This is a genomic window from Escherichia sp. F1 (assembly GCF_046764225.1).
Classification (GTDB): domain Bacteria; phylum Pseudomonadota; class Gammaproteobacteria; order Enterobacterales; family Enterobacteriaceae; genus Escherichia; species Escherichia coli.
Genome location: NZ_CP177202.1, coordinates 4,269,803 through 4,288,653, shown reverse-complemented (window position 1 = coordinate 4,288,653; position 18,851 = coordinate 4,269,803). Strand labels below are relative to the sequence as shown.

General features: G+C 48.9%; 14 protein-coding genes, 1 tRNA gene and 1 pseudogene. 6 read left to right on the top strand and 10 right to left on the bottom strand.

Annotated features, from left to right (window positions below):
* Positions 1 to 37 precede the first annotated feature (37 nt).
* From valS to pepA, 3 genes are all read right to left on the bottom strand, one after another.
* Complete coding sequence (gene valS, locus ACK8NJ_RS20530; RefSeq protein WP_000416382.1) at positions 38 to 2,893, bottom strand: valine--tRNA ligase; 2,856 nt, start codon at positions 2,891 to 2,893, stop codon at positions 38 to 40.
* Positions 2,893 to 3,336: a DNA polymerase III subunit chi gene (gene holC, locus ACK8NJ_RS20525; protein WP_000786399.1), complete on the bottom strand. Its 444-nt coding sequence runs from the start codon at positions 3,334 to 3,336 to the stop codon at positions 2,893 to 2,895. Before holC ends, valS begins: the two co-directional genes overlap by 1 nt.
* A 133-nt stretch (positions 3,337 to 3,469) precedes the next feature.
* Positions 3,470 to 4,981, bottom strand: coding sequence for a leucyl aminopeptidase (gene pepA / locus ACK8NJ_RS20520; protein ID WP_000397144.1), 1,512 nt, complete (start codon positions 4,979 to 4,981; stop codon positions 3,470 to 3,472).
* Between the two features lie 153 nt (positions 4,982 to 5,134).
* Between pepA and ytgA the strand changes: the two genes are divergently transcribed.
* The 3 genes from ytgA (at position 5,135) to lptG (ending at position 7,430) form a co-directional block, all read left to right on the top strand.
* Positions 5,135 to 5,185: a protein YtgA gene (gene ytgA, locus ACK8NJ_RS20515; RefSeq protein WP_211180521.1), complete on the top strand. Its 51-nt coding sequence runs from the start codon at positions 5,135 to 5,137 to the stop codon at positions 5,183 to 5,185.
* A 62-nt stretch (positions 5,186 to 5,247) separates the two neighbouring features.
* Positions 5,248 to 6,348 (top strand): LPS export ABC transporter permease LptF, encoded by a 1,101-nt coding sequence (gene lptF / locus ACK8NJ_RS20510; RefSeq protein WP_000584114.1) that lies wholly within the window; start codon positions 5,248 to 5,250, stop codon positions 6,346 to 6,348.
* Positions 6,348 to 7,430, top strand: coding sequence for an LPS export ABC transporter permease LptG (lptG, locus tag ACK8NJ_RS20505; protein WP_001295681.1), 1,083 nt, complete (start codon positions 6,348 to 6,350; stop codon positions 7,428 to 7,430). The genes lptF and lptG overlap by 1 nt, the downstream gene beginning before the upstream one ends.
* 151 nt (positions 7,431 to 7,581) lie before the next feature.
* Here lptG and ACK8NJ_RS20500 read toward each other — a convergent pair whose 3' ends face one another.
* The 5 genes from ACK8NJ_RS20500 to idnD form a co-directional block, all read right to left on the bottom strand.
* Positions 7,582 to 9,084, bottom strand: coding sequence for a helicase HerA-like C-terminal domain-containing protein (locus tag ACK8NJ_RS20500; protein ID WP_001294527.1), 1,503 nt, complete (start codon positions 9,082 to 9,084; stop codon positions 7,582 to 7,584).
* A gap of 77 nt (positions 9,085 to 9,161) precedes the next feature.
* Complete coding sequence (gene idnR, locus ACK8NJ_RS20495; RefSeq protein WP_001309159.1) at positions 9,162 to 10,160, bottom strand: DNA-binding transcriptional regulator IdnR; 999 nt, start codon at positions 10,158 to 10,160, stop codon at positions 9,162 to 9,164.
* A 66-nt stretch (positions 10,161 to 10,226) separates the two neighbouring features.
* Entirely contained in the window at positions 10,227 to 11,546 is a 1,320-nt protein-coding gene (gene idnT, locus ACK8NJ_RS20490; protein WP_001128336.1) for a gnt-II system L-idonate transporter, read from the bottom strand.
* Between the two features lie 64 nt (positions 11,547 to 11,610).
* Positions 11,611 to 12,375, bottom strand: coding sequence for a gluconate 5-dehydrogenase (gene idnO / locus ACK8NJ_RS20485; RefSeq protein ID WP_000998695.1), 765 nt, complete (start codon positions 12,373 to 12,375; stop codon positions 11,611 to 11,613).
* Between the two features lie 23 nt (positions 12,376 to 12,398).
* Positions 12,399 to 13,430: an L-idonate 5-dehydrogenase gene (idnD, locus tag ACK8NJ_RS20480; protein ID WP_411961906.1), complete on the bottom strand. Its 1,032-nt coding sequence runs from the start codon at positions 13,428 to 13,430 to the stop codon at positions 12,399 to 12,401.
* A 216-nt stretch (positions 13,431 to 13,646) separates the two neighbouring features.
* Between idnD and idnK the strand changes: the two genes are divergently transcribed.
* Positions 13,647 to 14,210 (top strand): gluconokinase, encoded by a 564-nt coding sequence (gene idnK / locus ACK8NJ_RS20475; RefSeq protein WP_411961905.1) that lies wholly within the window; start codon positions 13,647 to 13,649, stop codon positions 14,208 to 14,210.
* A gap of 3 nt (positions 14,211 to 14,213) precedes the next feature.
* On the opposite strand, the gene ahr is transcribed toward idnK, so the two are convergent.
* Positions 14,214 to 15,233: an NADPH-dependent aldehyde reductase Ahr gene (ahr, locus tag ACK8NJ_RS20470; protein ID WP_034173362.1), complete on the bottom strand. Its 1,020-nt coding sequence runs from the start codon at positions 15,231 to 15,233 to the stop codon at positions 14,214 to 14,216.
* 195 nt (positions 15,234 to 15,428) lie between these two features.
* On the opposite strand from ahr, the gene ACK8NJ_RS20465 reads away from it, so the two are divergent.
* Together ACK8NJ_RS20465 and ACK8NJ_RS20460 are read left to right on the top strand one after the other, a co-directional pair.
* Positions 15,429 to 15,513, top strand: a tRNA-Leu gene (locus ACK8NJ_RS20465).
* Between the two features lie 689 nt (positions 15,514 to 16,202).
* Entirely contained in the window at positions 16,203 to 18,239 is a 2,037-nt protein-coding gene (locus ACK8NJ_RS20460) for a hypothetical protein (RefSeq protein ID WP_001589581.1), read from the top strand.
* Positions 18,240 to 18,637: 398 nt separating this feature from the next.
* Here the strand turns inward: ACK8NJ_RS20460 and ACK8NJ_RS20455 are convergent.
* Positions 18,638 to 18,817: pseudogene (locus ACK8NJ_RS20455) on the bottom strand (peptidase); the annotation flags it as partial.
* Between the last annotated feature and the right edge of the window lie 34 nt (positions 18,818 to 18,851).

The window sequence follows — 18,851 nt, the reverse complement described above, 5'->3', positions numbered from 1 at the left end:
GCATGCTCCGGCCTTCGTTTTCATCACTGTGTTTTGATTACAGCGCGGCGATAACAGCCTGCTGTTCAATCAGCTTCGCTTTCGCTTCCGCATAGCCTTCCAGCTTCTCACGCTCTTTCGCGATGACCGCTTCCGGTGCGCGGGCGACAAAGCCTTCATTCGCCAGCTTGTTCTCGATACGGCTGATTTCGCCTTCGATCTTCGCCACTTCTTTCGCCAGACGCGCCAGCTCATCTTCTTTGTTGATGAGGCCAGCCATCGGGATCAGCAGCTCTGCGCCGTCGATGATCTTCGTAACGGAAACCGGACCTTTGTCATCTGCAGGCAGCACGGTGATGCTTTCCAGACGCGCCAGGGTTTGCAGGAAGCCACGGTTTTCATTTACGCGACGTTCTGCATCCGCGCTGCAACCACGCAGCAGCAGTTCCAGCGGTTTGCCCGGCGCGATGTTCATTTCTGCACGGATGTTACGTACAGCAACGATCGCCTGTTTCAGCCACTCGGTGTCGGCCAGTGCGGCTTCATCCACCTGAGACGCATCGTACTGCGGGAACGGTTGCAGCATGATGGTGTCGGCAGTGATACCGCAAAGTACTTTCACACGCTGCCAGATGGTTTCGGTGATGAATGGAATGATCGGATGCGCGAGGCGCAGCAGACCTTCCAGTACAGTCACCAGCGTATGGCGAGTACCGCGCAGTTCGGCTTCTGTTCCACCGTTCATTACCGGCTTGGTCAGCTCCAGATACCAGTCACAGAACTGGTTCCAGGTGAACTCATACAAAATGCCTGCGGCGATATCGAAGCGGAAGCTGTCCAGCGCTTCGCGGTACGCTTTGATAGTCTGGTTGAACTCCGCCAGAATCCAGCGGTCCGCCAGCGACAGCGTCATTTCACCGCCGTTGAAGCCGCAATCCTGACCTTCTGTGTTCATCAGCACAAAGCGGCTGGCGTTCCACAGCTTGTTACAGAAGTTACGGTAGCCTTCCAGACGCTTCATATCCCAGTTGATGTCACGACCGGTAGAAGCCAGCGCCGCCAGGGTGAAGCGCAGCGCGTCAGTACCGTGCGGCTCAATGCCGTTCGGGAACTGTTTCTCGGTGCGCTTACGGATTTTGTCCGCCAGCTGCGGCTGCATCATATTGCCGGTACGTTTTTCCAGCAGTTCTGGCAGCGAAATACCGTCAACCATATCCAGCGGGTCAATCACGTTACCTTTGGATTTGGACATCTTCTGGCCTTCGTCATCACGAATCAGGCCGGTCATGTAAACGGTGTGGAACGGCACCTGTGGTTTGCCATTTTCATCTTTGATGAAGTGCATGGTCATCATGATCATGCGGGCAATCCAGAAGAAGATGATGTCGAAGCCGGATACCATCACGCTGGTTGGGTGAAACTGACGCAGGGCGTCGGTGTTTTCCGGCCAGCCAAGGGTAGAGAAGGTCCACAGCGCGGAGGAGAACCAGGTGTCGAGAACGTCTTCGTCCTGACGCAGGGCAACGTCCGCACCGAGGTTATTTTCCTTGCGCACTTCGTCTTCGTTGCGGCCAACGTAAACGTTACCCGCTTCGTCATACCATGCCGGGATACGGTGACCCCACCACAGCTGACGAGAGATACACCAGTCCTGAATATCGCGCATCCAGGAGAAGTACATGTTTTCGTACTGCTTCGGTACGAACTGAATGTCGCCGTTCTCAACCGCTTCAACCGCCGGTTTCGCCAGGACATCGGCACGCACGTACCACTGGTCGGTCAGCATCGGTTCGATAACTACGCCGCCACGGTCGCCGTAAGGAACGGTCAGGTCGTGCGGTTTAATTTCTTCCAGCAGGCCGAGTGCGTCAACCGCAGCAACGACCGCTTTACGTGCAGCAAAACGCTCCAGTTTCTGGAATTCTGCCGGGATCTCGCTGGAATAAACGTCAGATTCGTTACCTTTGGTATCGAACACCTGGGCGCTTTCACGGATATCGCCGTCAAAGGTCAGGATGTTGATCATCGGCAGGGCGTGACGTTTACCGACTTCATAGTCGTTAAAGTCGTGCGCCGGGGTGATCTTCACGCAGCCGGTGCCTTTTTCCATGTCGGCGTGTTCGTCGCCAACGATCGGAATACGACGGTTAACCAGCGGTAGAATGACATATTTGCCAATCAGATCTTTGTAACGCGGATCTTCCGGGTTAACGGCCACGCCGGTATCGCCCAGCAGGGTTTCCGGACGGGTAGTCGCAACCACCAGGTAATCTTTACCGTCTGCGGTTTTCGCGCCGTCAGCCAGCGGATAGCGGATGTGCCACATCGAACCTTTCGATTCGCGGTTTTCGACTTCCAGGTCAGAGATAGCGGTGCGCAGTTTCGGATCCCAGTTTACCAGGCGTTTGCCACGGTAAATCAGGTCTTCTTTATACAGACGAACGAAAACTTCTTTCACCGCATTGGACAGGCCTTCGTCCATGGTGAAGCGTTCACGCTCCCAGTCGACGGAGTTGCCGAGACGGCGCATCTGACGGGTAATCGTGCCGCCGGATTCCGCTTTCCATTCCCAGATTTTGTCGATGAAAGCTTCGCGGCCGTAGTCGTGACGGGTTTTACCTTCTTCTGCGGCAATCTTGCGCTCAACGACCATCTGGGTAGCGATCCCGGCGTGGTCAGTACCGACCTGCCACAGGGTGTTTTTGCCCTGCATGCGCTGATAGCGGATCATGGTATCCATGATGGTTTGCTGGAAGGCGTGACCCATATGCAAACTGCCGGTGACGTTCGGCGGCGGGATCATGATGCAGAAACTTTCCTGGCTTTCATCGCCATTAGGCTTAAAGTAGCCCTGCTTTTCCCAGTGCTCGTAAAGCGGCTGTTCGATATCTTGTGGGTTATATGTCTTTTCCATTATTTCCAGGTTGCCGTATTCAGGTTGAAACCAGCCACGCGGTAGGCTTTATAGCGTTCGCGCGCCAGTTGTTTCAGAGAATCTTCATAAGGAACGAAGTCTACCACTTCTGTGAAAGCGGTGGCAAAATCTGCAAAGCTTGTTCGCAGACTAATCAATATATCGCGCGGGCTGCTGCTGCGTTTTTGCGGCCAGGCGATCTCCACCGGCGCACCGCCGCGCGGTCCTTCTCCCGCTAAATTATGCGGAACAAAGCTTTCTGCCGGACGCGCCCACAGGGCTTCATCCAGCCGGTAAGCCTGCTTTTCATCTTCACAGGCGATGAGTACGCGCTTACCGCTGCGCCAACGTTCTGCGGCAATTTCACACACCAGTTGCTCAACGGCGCTTAAGCCATCGACGGTTGTGTCATTGTCCAGAAGGTAGAACGTTGCGTTTTTCATATATGGGGCTTCTTGTGGTGGATTTAAATATTGCTGCATTCCTCACCCTGAAAGATGAGCAATGAATTTCTATTGCGCTCGATCGGTTCCCTCTCCCTTAGGGAGAGGGTTAGGGTGAGGGTAAAACGCAAACTTACTCTTCGCCGTTAAACCCAGCGCGGTTTAACAGGAACTGTGCCAGCAACGCTACCGGGCGACCGGTTGCGCCTTTCGCTTTACCAGAACGCCAGGCGGTACCGGCGATATCCAGGTGCGCCCAGTTGTACTTACGAGTAAAGCGCGACAGGAAGCAGCCTGCGGTAATCGCCCCACCAGGACGACCGCCAATGTTCGCCATATCGGCAAAATTGGACTCCAGCTGTTCCTGATACTCGTCACCCAGCGGTAAGCGCCATGCGCGGTCACCGGATTGTTCAGACGCGGCAATCAGTTCATGGGCCAGCGGATTATGGTTCGCCATCAGACCGGTAATATGATGACCCAGCGCGATCACGCAGGCACCGGTCAGCGTCGCCACATCAATCACCGCTTCCGGCTCAAAACGTTCAACGTAAGTTAACACGTCGCACAGTACCAGGCGGCCTTCGGCATCGGTGTTCAGCACTTCAACGGTTTGACCAGACATGGTGGTTAACACATCGCCCGGACGATAGGCACGCCCGCCAGGCATGTTTTCGCAACCTGCCAGCACGCCGATAACGTTAATCGGCAGTTGCAGCTCCGCGACCATACGCATCACGCCGTAAACCGCCGCCGCGCCGCACATATCGTACTTCATCTCATCCATGCCTTCGGAAGGCTTGATGGAGATACCGCCGGAGTCGAAGGTTAAACCTTTACCCACCAGCACGATTGGGCGTGCATCTTCCGACGCGTTGCCTTTGTACTCAATCACCGACATCAGCGATTCGTTCTGCGAACCCTGACCGACCGCCAGATAAGAATGCATCCCCAGCTCTTTCATCTGCTGTTCGCCGATAACGCGGGTGATGACATTCTTGCTGTAGCTGTCAGCCAGCTGGCGCGCCTGAGAGGCGAGATAAGCGGCGTTACAGATATTCGGCGGCATATTACCGAGATCTTTCGCTGCTTTTATCCCGGCGGCAATCGCCAGACCGTGCTGGATCGCGCGCTCACCGCTGGTCAGTTCACGGCGGGTCGGCACGTTGAACACCATCTTACGCAGCGGGCGACGCGGTTCGCTCTTATTCGTTTTCAACTGATCGAAACTGTAGAGCGTCTCTTTTGCTGTCTCGACAGCCTGACGCACTTTCCAGTAGTTGTTACGGCCTTTAACGTGCAGTTCAGTCAGAAAGCAGACCGCTTCCATCGAGCCAGTATCATTCAGCGTATTAATGGTTTTCTGAATAACCTGCTTGTACTGACGCTCATCCAGCTCACGTTCTTTGCCGCAACCTATAAGGAGGATGCGTTCAGAAAGCACGTTTGGCACATGGTGCAGCAACAGTGTCTGCCCCGGTTTTCCTTCCAGTTCGCCCCGACGTAGCAGGGCGCTGATGTACCCATCGCTGATTTTATCGAGCTGTTCTGCAATCGGAGAAAGGCGACGTGGTTCGAAGACGCCCACGACGATGCAGGCACTCCGCTGTTTCTCCGGGCTACCGCTTTTTACACTAAACTCCATGCACTACGCTCCTGAATCTTAAAGACAACGGCGGTGGCTACAGATAGAATTGCAAGCTTTCGTAACTCATGTCCGCTGTTGCGATGACTTCGTGTTAATCTTAACGTTATTACGGCATTGGCACGTCAGAACAAAATCTGAGAGGTGAATCCGTTGAGTATAATTATCTTAGCGACGATTTCGACGACTCAAGAGAATAAATGACGTTTAAGCCATGAAACAAGCTAAAATCCTGCAAAAGACGAGTTTTTACGGGCGTATTTAAAGTGATAATCATAAGATATCTGGTGCGGGAGACGCTCAAAAGCCAGCTGGCGATACTCTTCATCTTGCTTTTGATCTTCTTCTGTCAAAAGTTAGTGAGGATCCTCGGCGCAGCGGTTGACGGCGATATTCCGGCGAATCTGGTGCTCTCCCTTCTCGGGTTGGGCGTGCCGGAAATGGCGCAGCTTATCCTGCCATTAAGCCTGTTCCTCGGGCTGCTGATGACGCTGGGCAAACTGTATACCGAAAGTGAAATTACGGTAATGCATGCCTGCGGCCTGAGCAAAGCGGTTCTGGTGAAAGCGGCAATGATCCTTGCGGTATTCACGGCAATCGTCGCGGCGGTTAACGTGATGTGGGCGGGACCGTGGTCATCGCGTCATCAGGATGAAGTGTTAGCAGAAGCGAAAGCGAACCCTGGCATGGCGGCGCTGGCGCAAGGGCAATTCCAGCAAGCGACTAATGGCAGTTCGGTGCTGTTCATCGAAAGCGTTGACGGCAGCGATTTCAAAGATGTGTTCCTCGCGCAAATTCGACCAAAAGGTAATGCACGTCCTTCTGTGGTGGTGGCCGATTCCGGACATTTAACCCAGCTGCGCGACGGCTCCCAGGTCGTCACTCTCAACCAGGGAACGCGCTTCGAAGGCACTGCACTGTTACGTGATTTCCGCATTACGGACTTCCAGGATTATCAGGCGATCATTGGTCACCAGGCGGTGGCGCTCGACCCGAACGATACCGACCAGATGGACATGCGCACATTGTGGAACACTGACACCGATCGTGCCCGCGCAGAACTGAACTGGCGTATCACGTTGGTATTCACCGTGTTTATGATGGCACTTATGGTCGTACCGCTGAGCGTGGTGAACCCGCGTCAGGGACGCGTACTGTCGATGCTGCCAGCCATGCTGCTGTATCTACTTTTCTTCCTGATCCAGACCTCCCTGAAATCGAACGGCGGTAAAGGTAAGCTGGACCCGACGCTGTGGATGTGGACCGTTAACCTGATTTATCTGGCTTTGGCGATTGTTCTCAACCTTTGGGACACCGTGCCGGTCCGCCGCCTGCGCGCCAGTTTTTCGCGTAAAGGAGCGGTGTGATGCAACCTTTTGGCGTACTTGACCGCTATATCGGTAAAACTATTTTCACCACCATCATGATGACGCTGTTCATGCTGGTGTCGCTGTCGGGCATTATCAAATTTGTCGATCAGCTGAAAAAAGCCGGGCAGGGGAGTTACGACGCGTTAGGCGCAGGAATGTATACCTTGCTGAGCGTGCCGAAAGATGTGCAGATCTTCTTCCCGATGGCGGCTCTGCTTGGGGCGTTGCTTGGTCTTGGGATGCTGGCGCAGCGCAGCGAACTGGTGGTGATGCAGGCTTCTGGTTTTACCCGTATGCAGGTGGCGCTGTCGGTGATGAAAACCGCCATTCCGCTGGTCTTGCTGACGATGGCGATTGGCGAATGGGTCGCGCCGCAGGGCGAACAGATGGCGCGTAACTACCGTGCGCAGGCGATGTACGGCGGCTCGTTGCTCTCTACTCAGCAAGGTTTATGGGCGAAAGATGGCAACAACTTCGTCTACATTGAGCGGGTTAAAGGTGACGAAGAGTTAGGTGGCATCAGTATTTATGCCTTTAACGAGAATCGTCGTCTGCAATCCGTACGTTATGCCGCTACCGCGAAGTTTGACCCGGAACATAAAGTCTGGCGTCTGTCGCAGGTTGATGAATCTGACCTTACCAATCCGAAACAGATTACCGGTTCGCAGACGGTGAGCGGCACCTGGAAAACCAACCTCACGCCAGACAAACTGGGCGTGGTGGCGCTGGACCCGGATGCACTCTCCATCAGTGGTTTGCACAACTATGTGAAGTATCTGAAGTCGAGTGGTCAGGACGCTGGACGTTATCAGCTCAACATGTGGAGCAAAATCTTCCAGCCGCTATCCGTGGCGGTGATGATGCTGATGGCGCTGTCGTTTATCTTTGGCCCACTGCGTAGCGTACCGATGGGCGTGCGTGTGGTCACCGGTATCAGCTTCGGTTTTGTCTTCTACGTACTGGACCAGATCTTCGGCCCGCTGACGTTGGTTTATGGCATCCCGCCGATCATCGGCGCACTGTTGCCAAGCGCCAGCTTCTTCTTAATCAGCCTGTGGCTGTTAATGAGAAAATCGTAATCTAACAAGGGAGCGAAAGCTCCCTTTATTATTGTTAGCAAAGTGTGCTTCGTTCATGCCTGAAAAATCATGAAAATTCAATATATTGCAGTAGTGTAGGCATGATAAGGCGCGCCAGCGTCGCATCAGGCAAAGACAAATCGCACCTGACTTACCTTCTTCTCCCCCCCAGCAAACTCCCCAGCACACCACGCACAATCTGATTCGTCACCTGGCGGGCGGCGCTTTTCGCCATTGTTTGCACCACACCATCTTTCTTCCCGCCGCGTGGTCCGGTAGTGCCAAACAAAATATCCTTCAATCCACCAAGAATACCGTCATCCACCGCCACCTCTTTCCCTTTCGCGGGAGGATTATTTTGCTGCTCGGTACTGGCCTGAAAGCCTTTTTGCAACATCTCATAGGCGGATTCCCGGTCCACGTCATCCTCGTACTTGCCATACACTGGAGAGTGATTAATCAGGCCATTACGCTCATCTTCCGTCACCGGCCCCATTCGTGAACAGGGGGCAATCACCATCGCCCGTTCCACCACTGAAGGACTTCCTTTCGCATCGAGAAACGAGATTAACGCCTCGCCGGTCCCCAGTTCCTGGATTGCCTTTTCGGTATCAAACGCCGGATTGGCCCGCATGGTTTGCGCCGCAGCTTTTACTGCTTTCTGATCTTTTGGCGTAAAAGCCCGCAAAGCGTGCTGAACGCGATTACCGAGCTGCCCGAGCACATTATCCGGAATATCAGACGGGTTTTGCGAAACGAACCAGACGCCCACGCCTTTTGAGCGAATAAGCCTTATCACCTGCTCAATCTTATCCAGCAGTACCTGTGGCGCATCGTTAAACAACAGATGTGCTTCGTCGAAGAAAAACACCAGTTTTGGTTTCTCCAGATCGCCCGCTTCCGGCAATTGTTCATACAACTCTGAAAGCATCCACAGCAGACTGGCGGCGTACAGTTTCGGCATCTGATAAAGCTTCTCGGCGCTGAGGATATTGATAACGCCTTTACCGTTGGTATCGGTACGCATCCAGTCTTTGATATCCAGCATCGGCTCACCAAAGAAGTGTGCTGCGCCTTGCTGTTCCAACGATAACAGCCCGCGCTGGATGGCACCAACCGATGCGCTACTGATATTACCGTATTGATTCTGGAAGGATTTGGCGTTATCGCCGATGTACTGGGTAATCGCCCGCAAATCTTTAAAGTCGAGCAGTAACAGCCCCTGATCGTCCGCAATGCGGAAGATAATATTCAGCACGCCAGATTGCACATCGTTGAGATTCAACAGTCGCGCCAGCAACAGCGGCCCCAGATCCGAAACCGTCGCCCGCACTGGGTGGCCTTTCTCGCCAAAGATATCCCACACCACCACCGGATTGGCATGCGGTTGCCAGTCATTGACGCCGATATTTTTAAGCCTTGCGAGCAGTTTTTCCGACGCCGTTCCTGCCTGCGCGACGCCGGTCAGATCGCCTTTCACATCGGCCATAAACACCGGAACGCCGATTTCCGACAATGACTCCGCCAGTTTTTGCAGCGTAACGGTTTTACCCGTCCCCGTTGCGCCGGTAATCAGCCCATGACGGTTAGCCATAGCGGGTAGTAAAAACAGTTCTGTGTCTGGCGTGCGGGCAATTAACAGGGGTTCGCTCATGAGATATCCTCCAGTTTCCTGCCTGGAGTATAGGCAACGTCCGGCAAAGAGAATACGTGTAATGAAGAGAAAATAACCTAAAGCGTGTTGCCGTGATAAATCTGATACCCGAGGTCAACAGTGTTGTGGTTGTGATCGTTATTTTTAATTTTGCTCAGCAACATTTGGGCGGCCATCCGACCAATATCAAAACGGGGAGTAATTACGCTGGCGAGGCTTGGGATCATTTGCCTGCCAATCTCCAGCCCATGAAAACCCGCAATGGAAATTTGTTCTGGCACGGCGAGGTTTCGCTCGCGGCACAGCAGAAGCGCACCCATCGCAATATCGTCATTGGTGCAAAATACACCGTCTAAATCCGGGTTTGCGCTAAGGGCATCACGCATTAACTGCATTCCTAAATGAATGGATGAGATGGCGCGTGGATTCATGCGTAATGGGGAAAGATTATGCAGCATCATCGCATCGCAATACCCCTGATAACGCTGTTCATCGCGGGTGTCATCTTTGGAACCGAGATACAGAATTTTGTGCCTGACTCGCTTCTCCAGCATGGTACACACCATGTCAAAAGCGGCCTGCCGATTATCAAAACCGACCTCCATATCCAGCCGTTCTCCCTGTACATCCATCAATTCCACGACCGGAATGGTGGCTGAACGCAGAAATTTCACCGTCCTGATGGTGTGATATTTTTCCGAAAGTATAATCCCGTCAATGTTATAAGAGAGCAGGTTAATCACCGACTCTTCTTCGGAATCGCGATCGTAATTGTAATTAGCAATAAGGGTCTGATAATTATGCTCAGAGGTGACGGATTCTATTCCCGCGAGAATGTCAGCGAAGAGTTGATTTTGAAATGACGGAATCAAGATACCGAGGGTATAACTTTGTGCATTCAACAACATGCCGGGAGCGCGATTAGGGATATAATTGATCTCTTCCATAATTTTGGCGATGCGCTCGCCTGTTTCCTTTGCCACCTTTTTCGGCGAGCGGATATAACGACTCACGGTCATTTTTGTTACGCCAGCCAGCGTAGCGATATCCTGTAAAGAAATTCTGTGATTGCGCATAACTTCTCCCAACGTCGGGGGAATCTTCAATCTTCCCCCGAAACTACATCACAATATTTTATTCTTTCAGTGCAATACGGCGTTAATGGCTAACACGCCCAGCAAACCCATAATAGAAATAAGGGTTTCCATCACCGTCCAGGTACGCAACGTTTCACCAACCGTCAGATTAAAATACCCTTTAAATAGCCAGAAGCCAGGGTCGTTTACGTGTGACGCGATCACGCTGCCCGCACCGGTTGCCAGTACCATTAAAGCGGGATCGGCATGGGTAACGTTGATAATCGGCAACACCACACCCGCGGTGGTAATGGCCGCGACGGTGGCAGAGCCCAGAGCGATACGCAACAGCGCCGCAACAGTCCAGCACATCAATAACGGCGAAAGTGTAGTTCCGGTCATTAAGTGTGAAATATACTGCCCGACACCGCTATCTACTAATACCTGCTTAAACGCGCCGCCGCCAGCGATAATAAACACAATCATCGCGATAGCGCCTATAGAATCCCCAATGATATCCATGATTTGCTCGATGGTGCGTCCATTACGTCGGCCCAGTGTGAAAATCGCAATAACAATGGCAATAAACAGCGCAACGGCAGGGTTACCGACAAATTCAAAGAAGAGGCGCACGGTGTTAGTTTTCGGTAACGTAATTTCACAAACGGCGGCGATAGCCATCAGGATGACCGGGATCACGGCAGCGAAAATACTGTTCCAGAAGGAGGGCATCTCCTCTTCGCTAAACAGATGAGGATTAAATAAGCCTTCCGGTGGTGCTTTCTCAAAGCGAGTTAGCAGTTTAGAAAACAGCGGTCCTGCGACAATAACTGTCGGAATGGTAATGATAAATCCATACAGTAAAGTCGTTCCGAGATTAGCCTCAAAGATAGTCGCGATGGCAGTAGGCCCTGGATGTGGCGGCAGAAAACAGTGGGTTACAGAGAGCGCTGCTACCATTGGTACGCCAACATACAACAGGGGTAATCCTGATGATGCTACGATGGTAAATACCAACGGCAACAGCAGGACAAAACCCACTTCAAAAAACATGGCGAGGCCCACAACCAGACCGGTGATCACTAGCGCCCATTGCACGCGTTTTTTACCAAAAGTAGCAATCAGCGTAGTGGCGATACGTTGTGCCGCGCCCGTATCAGAAATCAGCTTGCCTAACATGGCCCCGAAACCGAGGATCATTGCCAGCCCGCCGAGCGTGCTGCCGATACCATTTTGTATAGAGTGCAGGACGGCCTGTGCATCCATCCCTTCGGCAAATCCGACGACGGCAGCTACCAGAACGAGGGCAATAAAGCCGTTAACTTTAAAGCCGATCATCAGGATAAGAAGCAGCGCGACGCCTGCCGCAATAATGATTAATGGCATAGTCTTTATCTCTTATTAGTGCCAGAAAAGCAGCGCTTTCGCGCTGCACGTAGGGTGGTGGCTGTTAAACAGCCACTAACATGCCGCCATCAACAAACAATAGGTGGCCGTTTACGAAATCAGAGGCTTTTGAAGAAAGGAACACCGCAGCACCAATCAGTTCCTGCGGATCTCCCCAGCGTGCGGCGGGGGTCCGTTTGCACAACCAGGCGGTGAAGGCTTCGTCCTCAACCAGTGCTTTAGTCATTTCTGTTTTGAAATAGCCCGGCGCAATACCGTTGACCTGAATATTGTGGCGCGCCAGCTCGACGCACATGCCGCGGGTGAGCATTTTTACCGCCCCTTTCGATGCGGCATAAGGGGTGATGGTGTCACGTCCCAGTTCGCTTTGCATCGAGCAAATATTAATAACTTTACCTGCCTTGCGTTCAACCATGTGACGAGTTACCGCTTGCGATACCAGGAACACGGCGGTCTGGTTTACTGCGATCACATCATTCCACTCTTGTTCAGGGAACTCAGTAAAAGGATGACGGCGCTGGATACCGGCGTTATTCACCAGCACATCAATGGGGCCGATGTCCTTTTCGATATGTTCAACGGCGGCATCAATTTCATGTTTATGAGTAACATTAAAAGGTGCGGCAACGGCCTGAATACCCTCCTGGTGGAGTTTTTCTACAGCAAGTTCTGCGCGTTCGGCAGTAATATCATTAATAATTATTTGTGCGCCATATTTACCCAGGCCGGTTGCCAGTAAAAAGCCAATGCCCTGTGCTGAACCGGTAATCAAGATATTTTTTCCTGCCAGTGAAAATAGATCGTTCATTGTATTATTCCTTTATTTATCTCTTAGAAAACAAGCTGGACTTTTGCTGCCTGGGTTTTATCACCGGCGAAACGTAGCGCCTCTTCCAGGTCAGTGAAGGGATATTCAGCACTCAGTAAAGGCAGGGGATTGATAACGCCATTCGCCAGCCATGACACTGCGGTATTAAATTCGCTGGTAAAACGGAAAGAGCCTTTGAGTGAAATCTCCTTACCAATCAATGTCATCATTGGGAATTCTGCCATCGTGCCTCCCATACCTACCTGCACCATTACGCCGCGTGCACGAGTGACCTCCAGACAGGTATTCACTGATGAAGGATGACCGGACACTTCAAAGCTGACATCGAAATGCCCTTTTTCCGCTTTCCAGTGATCCATGTCGTCGTTTTGTGGGTTTACGAGCACATCCGCACCCATCTCTTTGGCCAGCGAAAGGGAACGGGGACTCACATCGGCACAGACAATTTCCGCGGCCCCCAGTGTTTTCACAGCACTGACAATCAGGCAGCCAATGGGCCCAACACCGGAAACATATACTCGCTTGCCCTGTAACTCGCCGGCCTGATGTGCGGCATGAATCGCGACGGCTAAAGGTTCGGCAAAAGCCATAACCTTTTCGTCAGCTTTGGCCGGATAAGGGACACATTGCGACGTTTCGACCATTTTATAACGGGTAAAACCACCATCAACATGAGGGAAATACATGGCACTGCCAAAAAAACGCATATCTGTACATTGATTCTCGTTATGTTCAATGCAGTATTTGCAGTGACCGCACGGTTTAGACGGATTAATGGCTACCGTTTGCCCTTCATGTAATTCTGATGAGTCGCTATGAATAACTTTACCGATAACTTCATGACCTAACACCATCGGTGCCTTTATCATGAAATTACCTACTTTTCCTTCCTGATAATAATGTAAATCGGAACCGCAAATTCCACCTCGGGTTATTTGTACTAATGTTCCATTATTATTCCAATGTATCGTCTGCTCGGTAACGGCAACAGTTTTCTTGCCCGCAACAACGCAGGACTGTGTTTTCACTTGCATAAATTCCTCACTGGTCAGGTAGACACCTCGGAAGCATTTAAGCGGTTTTAATTGTCATTATTTGTGATGAAGATCACGTCAGAAAATTGTTACATTACTATGTTACGCATAACGTGATGTGCCTTGTAATTCTTATCAGCAGAAATAAAAAAACGTGAAATTATTATGCCACCAGGCGTAGTATCGCAGCAGGTAAGATGATTCAGGAGATTTTAAATGGCGGGTGAAAGCTTTATTTTGATGGGCGTTTCAGGGAGTGGTAAAACATTAATTGGTAGCAAGGTTGCCGCGTTATTATCTGCTAAATTTATTGATGGTGACGATCTTCATCCAGCCAAAAATATAGATAAAATGTCGCAGGGTATTCCATTATCTGATGAAGATCGACTTCCCTGGCTGGAACGCTTAAATGATGCTTCATACAGTCTTTATAAAAAGAATGAAACAGGATTTATTGTCTGTTCATCATTAAAAAAACAGTATCGTGATATTTTACGCAAGGGTAGCCCCCATGTTCATTTCCTCTGGTTAGATGGCGACTATGAAACTATTCTCACGCGAATGCAGCGGCGGGCTGGGCATTTTATGCCGGTAGCGTTACTAAAAAGTCAGTTTGAGGCGCTGGAGCGTCCACAAGCAGATGAACAGGATATTGTGCGCATTGATATCAACCATGATATTGCCAATGTCACCGAACAATGTCGGCAGGCCGTGCTGGCGATACGACAAGACAGAATATGTGCGAAAGGGGGCAGCTCCTCAGATCAGCGCTGCGAATGATTTTCAAAAATCGGCTTTCAGAACCACGCGGTAGCGCGCTTTACCATCGCGTACATGCTGGATGGCGTCGTTTATTTTCGACATCGGGAACAGTTCGGTGGTCGGCGCAACCTTGCTGCGGGCGGCAAAGCGCATCAGCTTACGCAACTCATAAGGTGTACCGGTAGCAGAGCCAGAGACACTGCGATCGCCCGCAATCAGCGTAAAGGCCGGAACCGGCAACGGCGTGAGAACCGCACCGACGGTGTGGAAATTACCGCCATACGTCAGCGCCTCAAAATAAGGCTGCCAGTCGAGGCTGACGTTGACGGTGTTGATAATGAGATCAAACTGCCCCGCCAGTGCTTTCAGTGCCTGTGGATCGCGGCTATTCACCACTTTATCGGCACCCATCGCCAGCACTTCCTGCTCTTTCGCCGGATTAGAACTAAAGGCTGTAACCTCGCATCCCATTGCGTGCAGAAGTTTTATAGCTATATGCCCCAGCCCGCCAATACCAATTACCCCAACGCGGCTGGTGGCAGTGATATGGTGCATCAACAGCGGTTTAAAGACCGTGATACCGCCGCACAACAGCGGTCCGGCAGATTCAATGTCGATATTTTCTGGCAGTGGAATCACCCATTGCCAGTCCGCACGCAACTTCTCGGCAAAGCCACCGCGATTCATAATCGTCGGCACCGCACCTTGCTCGCAGTTGATCTGATTACCGCTAATACAGGCATCGCAATGCCCGCAGCTGCGTGCCGTCCAGCCAATCCCGACACGCTGACCGACCTGCAAACCTTTATCCTGCGCGGCGCTCCCGAGTGCCACCACGCGCCCAATCACCTCATGCCCGGCAACCAGCGGATACTGTGAAAATCCCCATTCGTTATCGATCATCGACAGATCGGAATGGCAGATCCCGCAGTAATCCACCTGCACTTCAATATCTTGTGGCTTCAGCTCACCGGGATCGTACTCATAAACTTCCAGTTCGCCGCCCGCTTCTTTTGCGGCATAGCTTTTTATCATCGACATTTTTTGGTCCTTCTCTGGTGTGGTCTGGGAAGTGTAGAGCATGGCAGGGCGGGGTGCCTGGAGTGTGACAAAGGTTACACATCGCTGTATGCAATGCTGAAAATTTCAGCACTTAGCGAGGTGCGAGCAAGCTGGCGCTTGCATGGTGGTGCGTGACAGGTATAATTCACAACGTTTTCCGCATACCTCTTCAGTGCCGAAGTGGCGAAATCGGTAGACGCAGTTGATTCAAAATCAACCGTAGAAATACGTGCCGGTTCGAGTCCGGCCTTCGGCACCACACCGTATGCAAATCGAGTCGCTCAAGAGCGGCTTTTTTTGTGTCTGAAATCACCCATATCCGTGCAGTATATAGGCCTGCCAGAAAAGCAGTTCAGTATTCTTCATTTTGTAGTCGATGGTCCCAAGTTTGCTCTGGCTGGAAGCTGCATCGTCCACATTACGTGGGCAGGGTGGTTTCGCTATGCTACTTGAACGTTTTGACCATGTGGCTCAGGTAGCTAATATCAAAAGACGTCATTTTGTCTCCACGCCCACCTTGGTGAACATTCAATAAATAGTTTCGGTCGAGAGCAGTTATGTAGGGCTAGCAGACGAGATGCGCAGACATCTTGTTGAAGACAATTTTACTGACCACCTGAGAACGCTATTCTACCGAATAATATTTATTATCTTGGTGAATAATGATGATTACCTGTGTAACTATGGTTTTATGCTGATGGGACCGGCAGTACAATTTCTGTAGTGTACTCGCAATTTCAGGTCTCTGGCGTTTATTCTGGTGCAAAGGAGGTATGTGATGAAAACTTTGCTACCATGCCATTAAATGCGACCAATATCGGATTATCCATCAGTTGTTTGTTGTAGATTTCATTGGTCATAAAAATGCAAGGTGTAAAAGATGAAATTTATAATTATTAGTTAAGTGGCTAGTTTTATAGTAATTTAGACAATAGGATGTATGGAAAAATGGAAAAAGTTTATGATACCACTAGAATTAGTAATCTTGCTAACGACCCGAAACAGTTTTGTTCTTTTTTTTGTGAGTACATAAAAAGAGATGATATTAGTATAGATATTGCCTTGGATGTGCTGAGAATATCTTCCATCTATTATAATAGATTTTCAGTTCAGACTGAAGTTGAGTATAACAATACATTCAAAAAATGTATTAATGAGCTAGTAAACTCATTTCCTGATAACATTGAACTAATCTCTGAGTTCGAGAGTCAATGTAAAATTATGCATGATATAAATAATTCTTTCTTTGCGGCTACAAAATGTGCTGGTATTTGGCGTGAAAATACAAAAAAATCACATGCATTAATACTTAATCTCATCATGTTTTGTGAGATGTTTTTATCATCATTATCATCCTTGGTTGTGGTCAATGATCCTAAAAAAATGAAGAGGATTTTTCCATTATTTATCGTTTCTGAAAATATTAATATTCATGCTGAACCTGATATCGAATATTTTCGAGTTATCGATAGGGCATTTGATGAGGTAGCCAATTACACCGGAAGAATATTTTCTTATTTACGGACTCATGGGCCATTGAAACTAACTTCTTGTGTGAATAAACAAACCTTGCTTTCAATGGGAGGGTACCTTAATGAGTGGAATGTTTTTGACTCATTAAGCAGAGTAAGAGACTTTTTCAGACTAAGTAGTGCAGTATTTACAAAATTGGATAATAATATTTACTCTCTTGAGGTTGATAGTTTTTGTTTATACCGAGATTATGAGATTGCAAGAAATAGACTAATGATGAGAGCGTCACATCTATATAGCGAAGTTCATGAATTTAGTAACAAACATTTTCATCTAAATAGTTGGGTAAAGGATCATATGCCATCTTACTTAAATTCTGATGGCGTTTTTAGCTCATTTCATCTAAGCGAGTTGGAAAATATGTCTCCTGATGACCTTCATGAAGAATATGGGAATATATCATTATTTAATTGGGTGCACGCTTATCAATGTTTAGTCGAGTTATCTAAAGAAGAAATGAGCAAAAGATTTTCATCGACAAAACCTATACCCCTACAGTTGGATCGCTGGCTGATCATAAAAAGCCGTGAGAGTTGGTTATCATTCTTTCAACGTAAGGGGATTGCAGCAGATGCAGCAAAAAAACTGATAGATTATTTTACCTTCAATTCAAAATCACATGATCTTAATGATTGCCCATTTATTCCCTGTATGGACGGTTTATGCTTAATGCCTGCATTAATAGCAAATAGCTCAGTGACTCGCTCTCTAATGTCATTATTTGGTTCCAAAAAAATTTCTCAAGCAAGTAAAGGGCGATTTCATGAGCAACAATTTATAAAACAAGTTCGTGATGCGGGGATTAAAGCTTCTCCAATTGATGCTCATGCTAATTATCAGTGCGATTGCGTGATTCTCCTGGATGATTGTTTGATTTTTACAGAACTAAAATCAAATGGTCAACCAATATATTATGGTAAGTACTATCAGCAAGTGTGTAACATCGTTGGAGATAGCTCATTAATACATGATCATAATAATAAATTTATGCGTTCTTATTTTCAACAAATAAATCGAATTTCTGAACATTATCTTAATCATCTTGATGTGATCATTAAAGAATTCGAACTACCATCAACATGGCAACCCAAAGGTGTGTATAAGCTTATTGTTACTACAACTATGCTCGGTGGGAAATATCATGTGGATGATACATATGTAGCGGACAAATATGCATTATCTAGTTTTTTTCAACGAATACCTGGAGTGATATATCAAATAAATGAAAATGGAAAAATGGCGAAAAATATCATTGATGGGTTTGAGTGTTGCGAAGGGGAAATCACTATCGATAAGTTTATAGATTATCTTTCCTCTTTGCCCAGTATTAATGCTGTACGTAAAAATATAAAAAAATTAACTTATAGTGTTCGATTTAATGAAAAATTAGTCCATCACCCTTATTATGATTCTTGGGCTTTTGGCCCATATATTCGTAAGGAAAATGATTAGAGCAATTTATTATATAGTCCATGTTATTCACTGATTATATTATTGATAATATAATCAGTGAATAACTCTAATTTTTTTAATGTTGGGGTTTAGCCTGAAGTTGAAATTGGTACTACGGAACGGTATGATCATATCGCATCAAAATATCAAGGTAGTGATGATTTTCTACGCACCGATCCAGAAACGTGGATTTTATCATCACCATAAGCAATGGCAGCGACAACACCATCAATTTCTATATCAAAGGTGGTGAAATAAATTAGAAAATTGTTTATTTAATCCATTAGCGATAAGTTTTATTGTTATTTAGCCGAGATATATTCCATTGAAAAAAGTAAATTGGTACTGATATTATATCAAATGGGAATAATCCTTTTGTAAATAAGCTGAGGAATGTGTTAATTCACATCCAGCGCCTTATAAACCGCATCAACCGGTTCTGAGTAAAAACTTACCTGAAACTTGGTAAACAACTCTGCCGGAACTGTTGGAATATCCATAGCCGAGGATATCGGCAACAGAACTCGTTTTGCGCCGCTATCGAAGGCGAGTTGTAAACTAGCGGCAAGATCCTGCACTGATTATGTCAGCAATATTGAACATACTGCGATA

Bases quoted from the DNA above. Each gene is read 5' to 3' on its own strand.
- valS (WP_000416382.1), bottom strand. From the start codon at position 2,893: ATGGAAAAGACATATAACCCACAAGATATCGAACAGCCGCTTTACGAG.
- holC (WP_000786399.1), bottom strand. From the start codon at position 3,336: ATGAAAAACGCAACGTTCTACCTTCTGGACAATGACACAACCGTCGAT.
- pepA (WP_000397144.1), bottom strand. From the start codon at position 4,981: ATGGAGTTTAGTGTAAAAAGCGGTAGCCCGGAGAAACAGCGGAGTGCC.
- lptG (WP_001295681.1), top strand. From the start codon at position 6,348: ATGCAACCTTTTGGCGTACTTGACCGCTATATCGGTAAAACTATTTTC.
- ACK8NJ_RS20500 (WP_001294527.1), bottom strand. From the start codon at position 9,084: ATGAGCGAACCCCTGTTAATTGCCCGCACGCCAGACACAGAACTGTTT.
- idnR (WP_001309159.1), bottom strand. From the start codon at position 10,160: ATGCGCAATCACAGAATTTCTTTACAGGATATCGCTACGCTGGCTGGC.
- idnT (WP_001128336.1), bottom strand. From the start codon at position 11,546: ATGCCATTAATCATTATTGCGGCAGGCGTCGCGCTGCTTCTTATCCTG.
- idnO (WP_000998695.1), bottom strand. From the start codon at position 12,375: ATGAACGATCTATTTTCACTGGCAGGAAAAAATATCTTGATTACCGGT.
- idnD (WP_411961906.1), bottom strand. From the start codon at position 13,430: ATGCAAGTGAAAACACAGTCCTGCGTTGTTGCGGGCAAGAAAACTGTT.
- idnK (WP_411961905.1), top strand. From the start codon at position 13,647: ATGGCGGGTGAAAGCTTTATTTTGATGGGCGTTTCAGGGAGTGGTAAA.
- ahr (WP_034173362.1), bottom strand. From the start codon at position 15,233: ATGTCGATGATAAAAAGCTATGCCGCAAAAGAAGCGGGCGGCGAACTG.
- ACK8NJ_RS20460 (WP_001589581.1), top strand. From the start codon at position 16,203: ATGGAAAAAGTTTATGATACCACTAGAATTAGTAATCTTGCTAACGAC.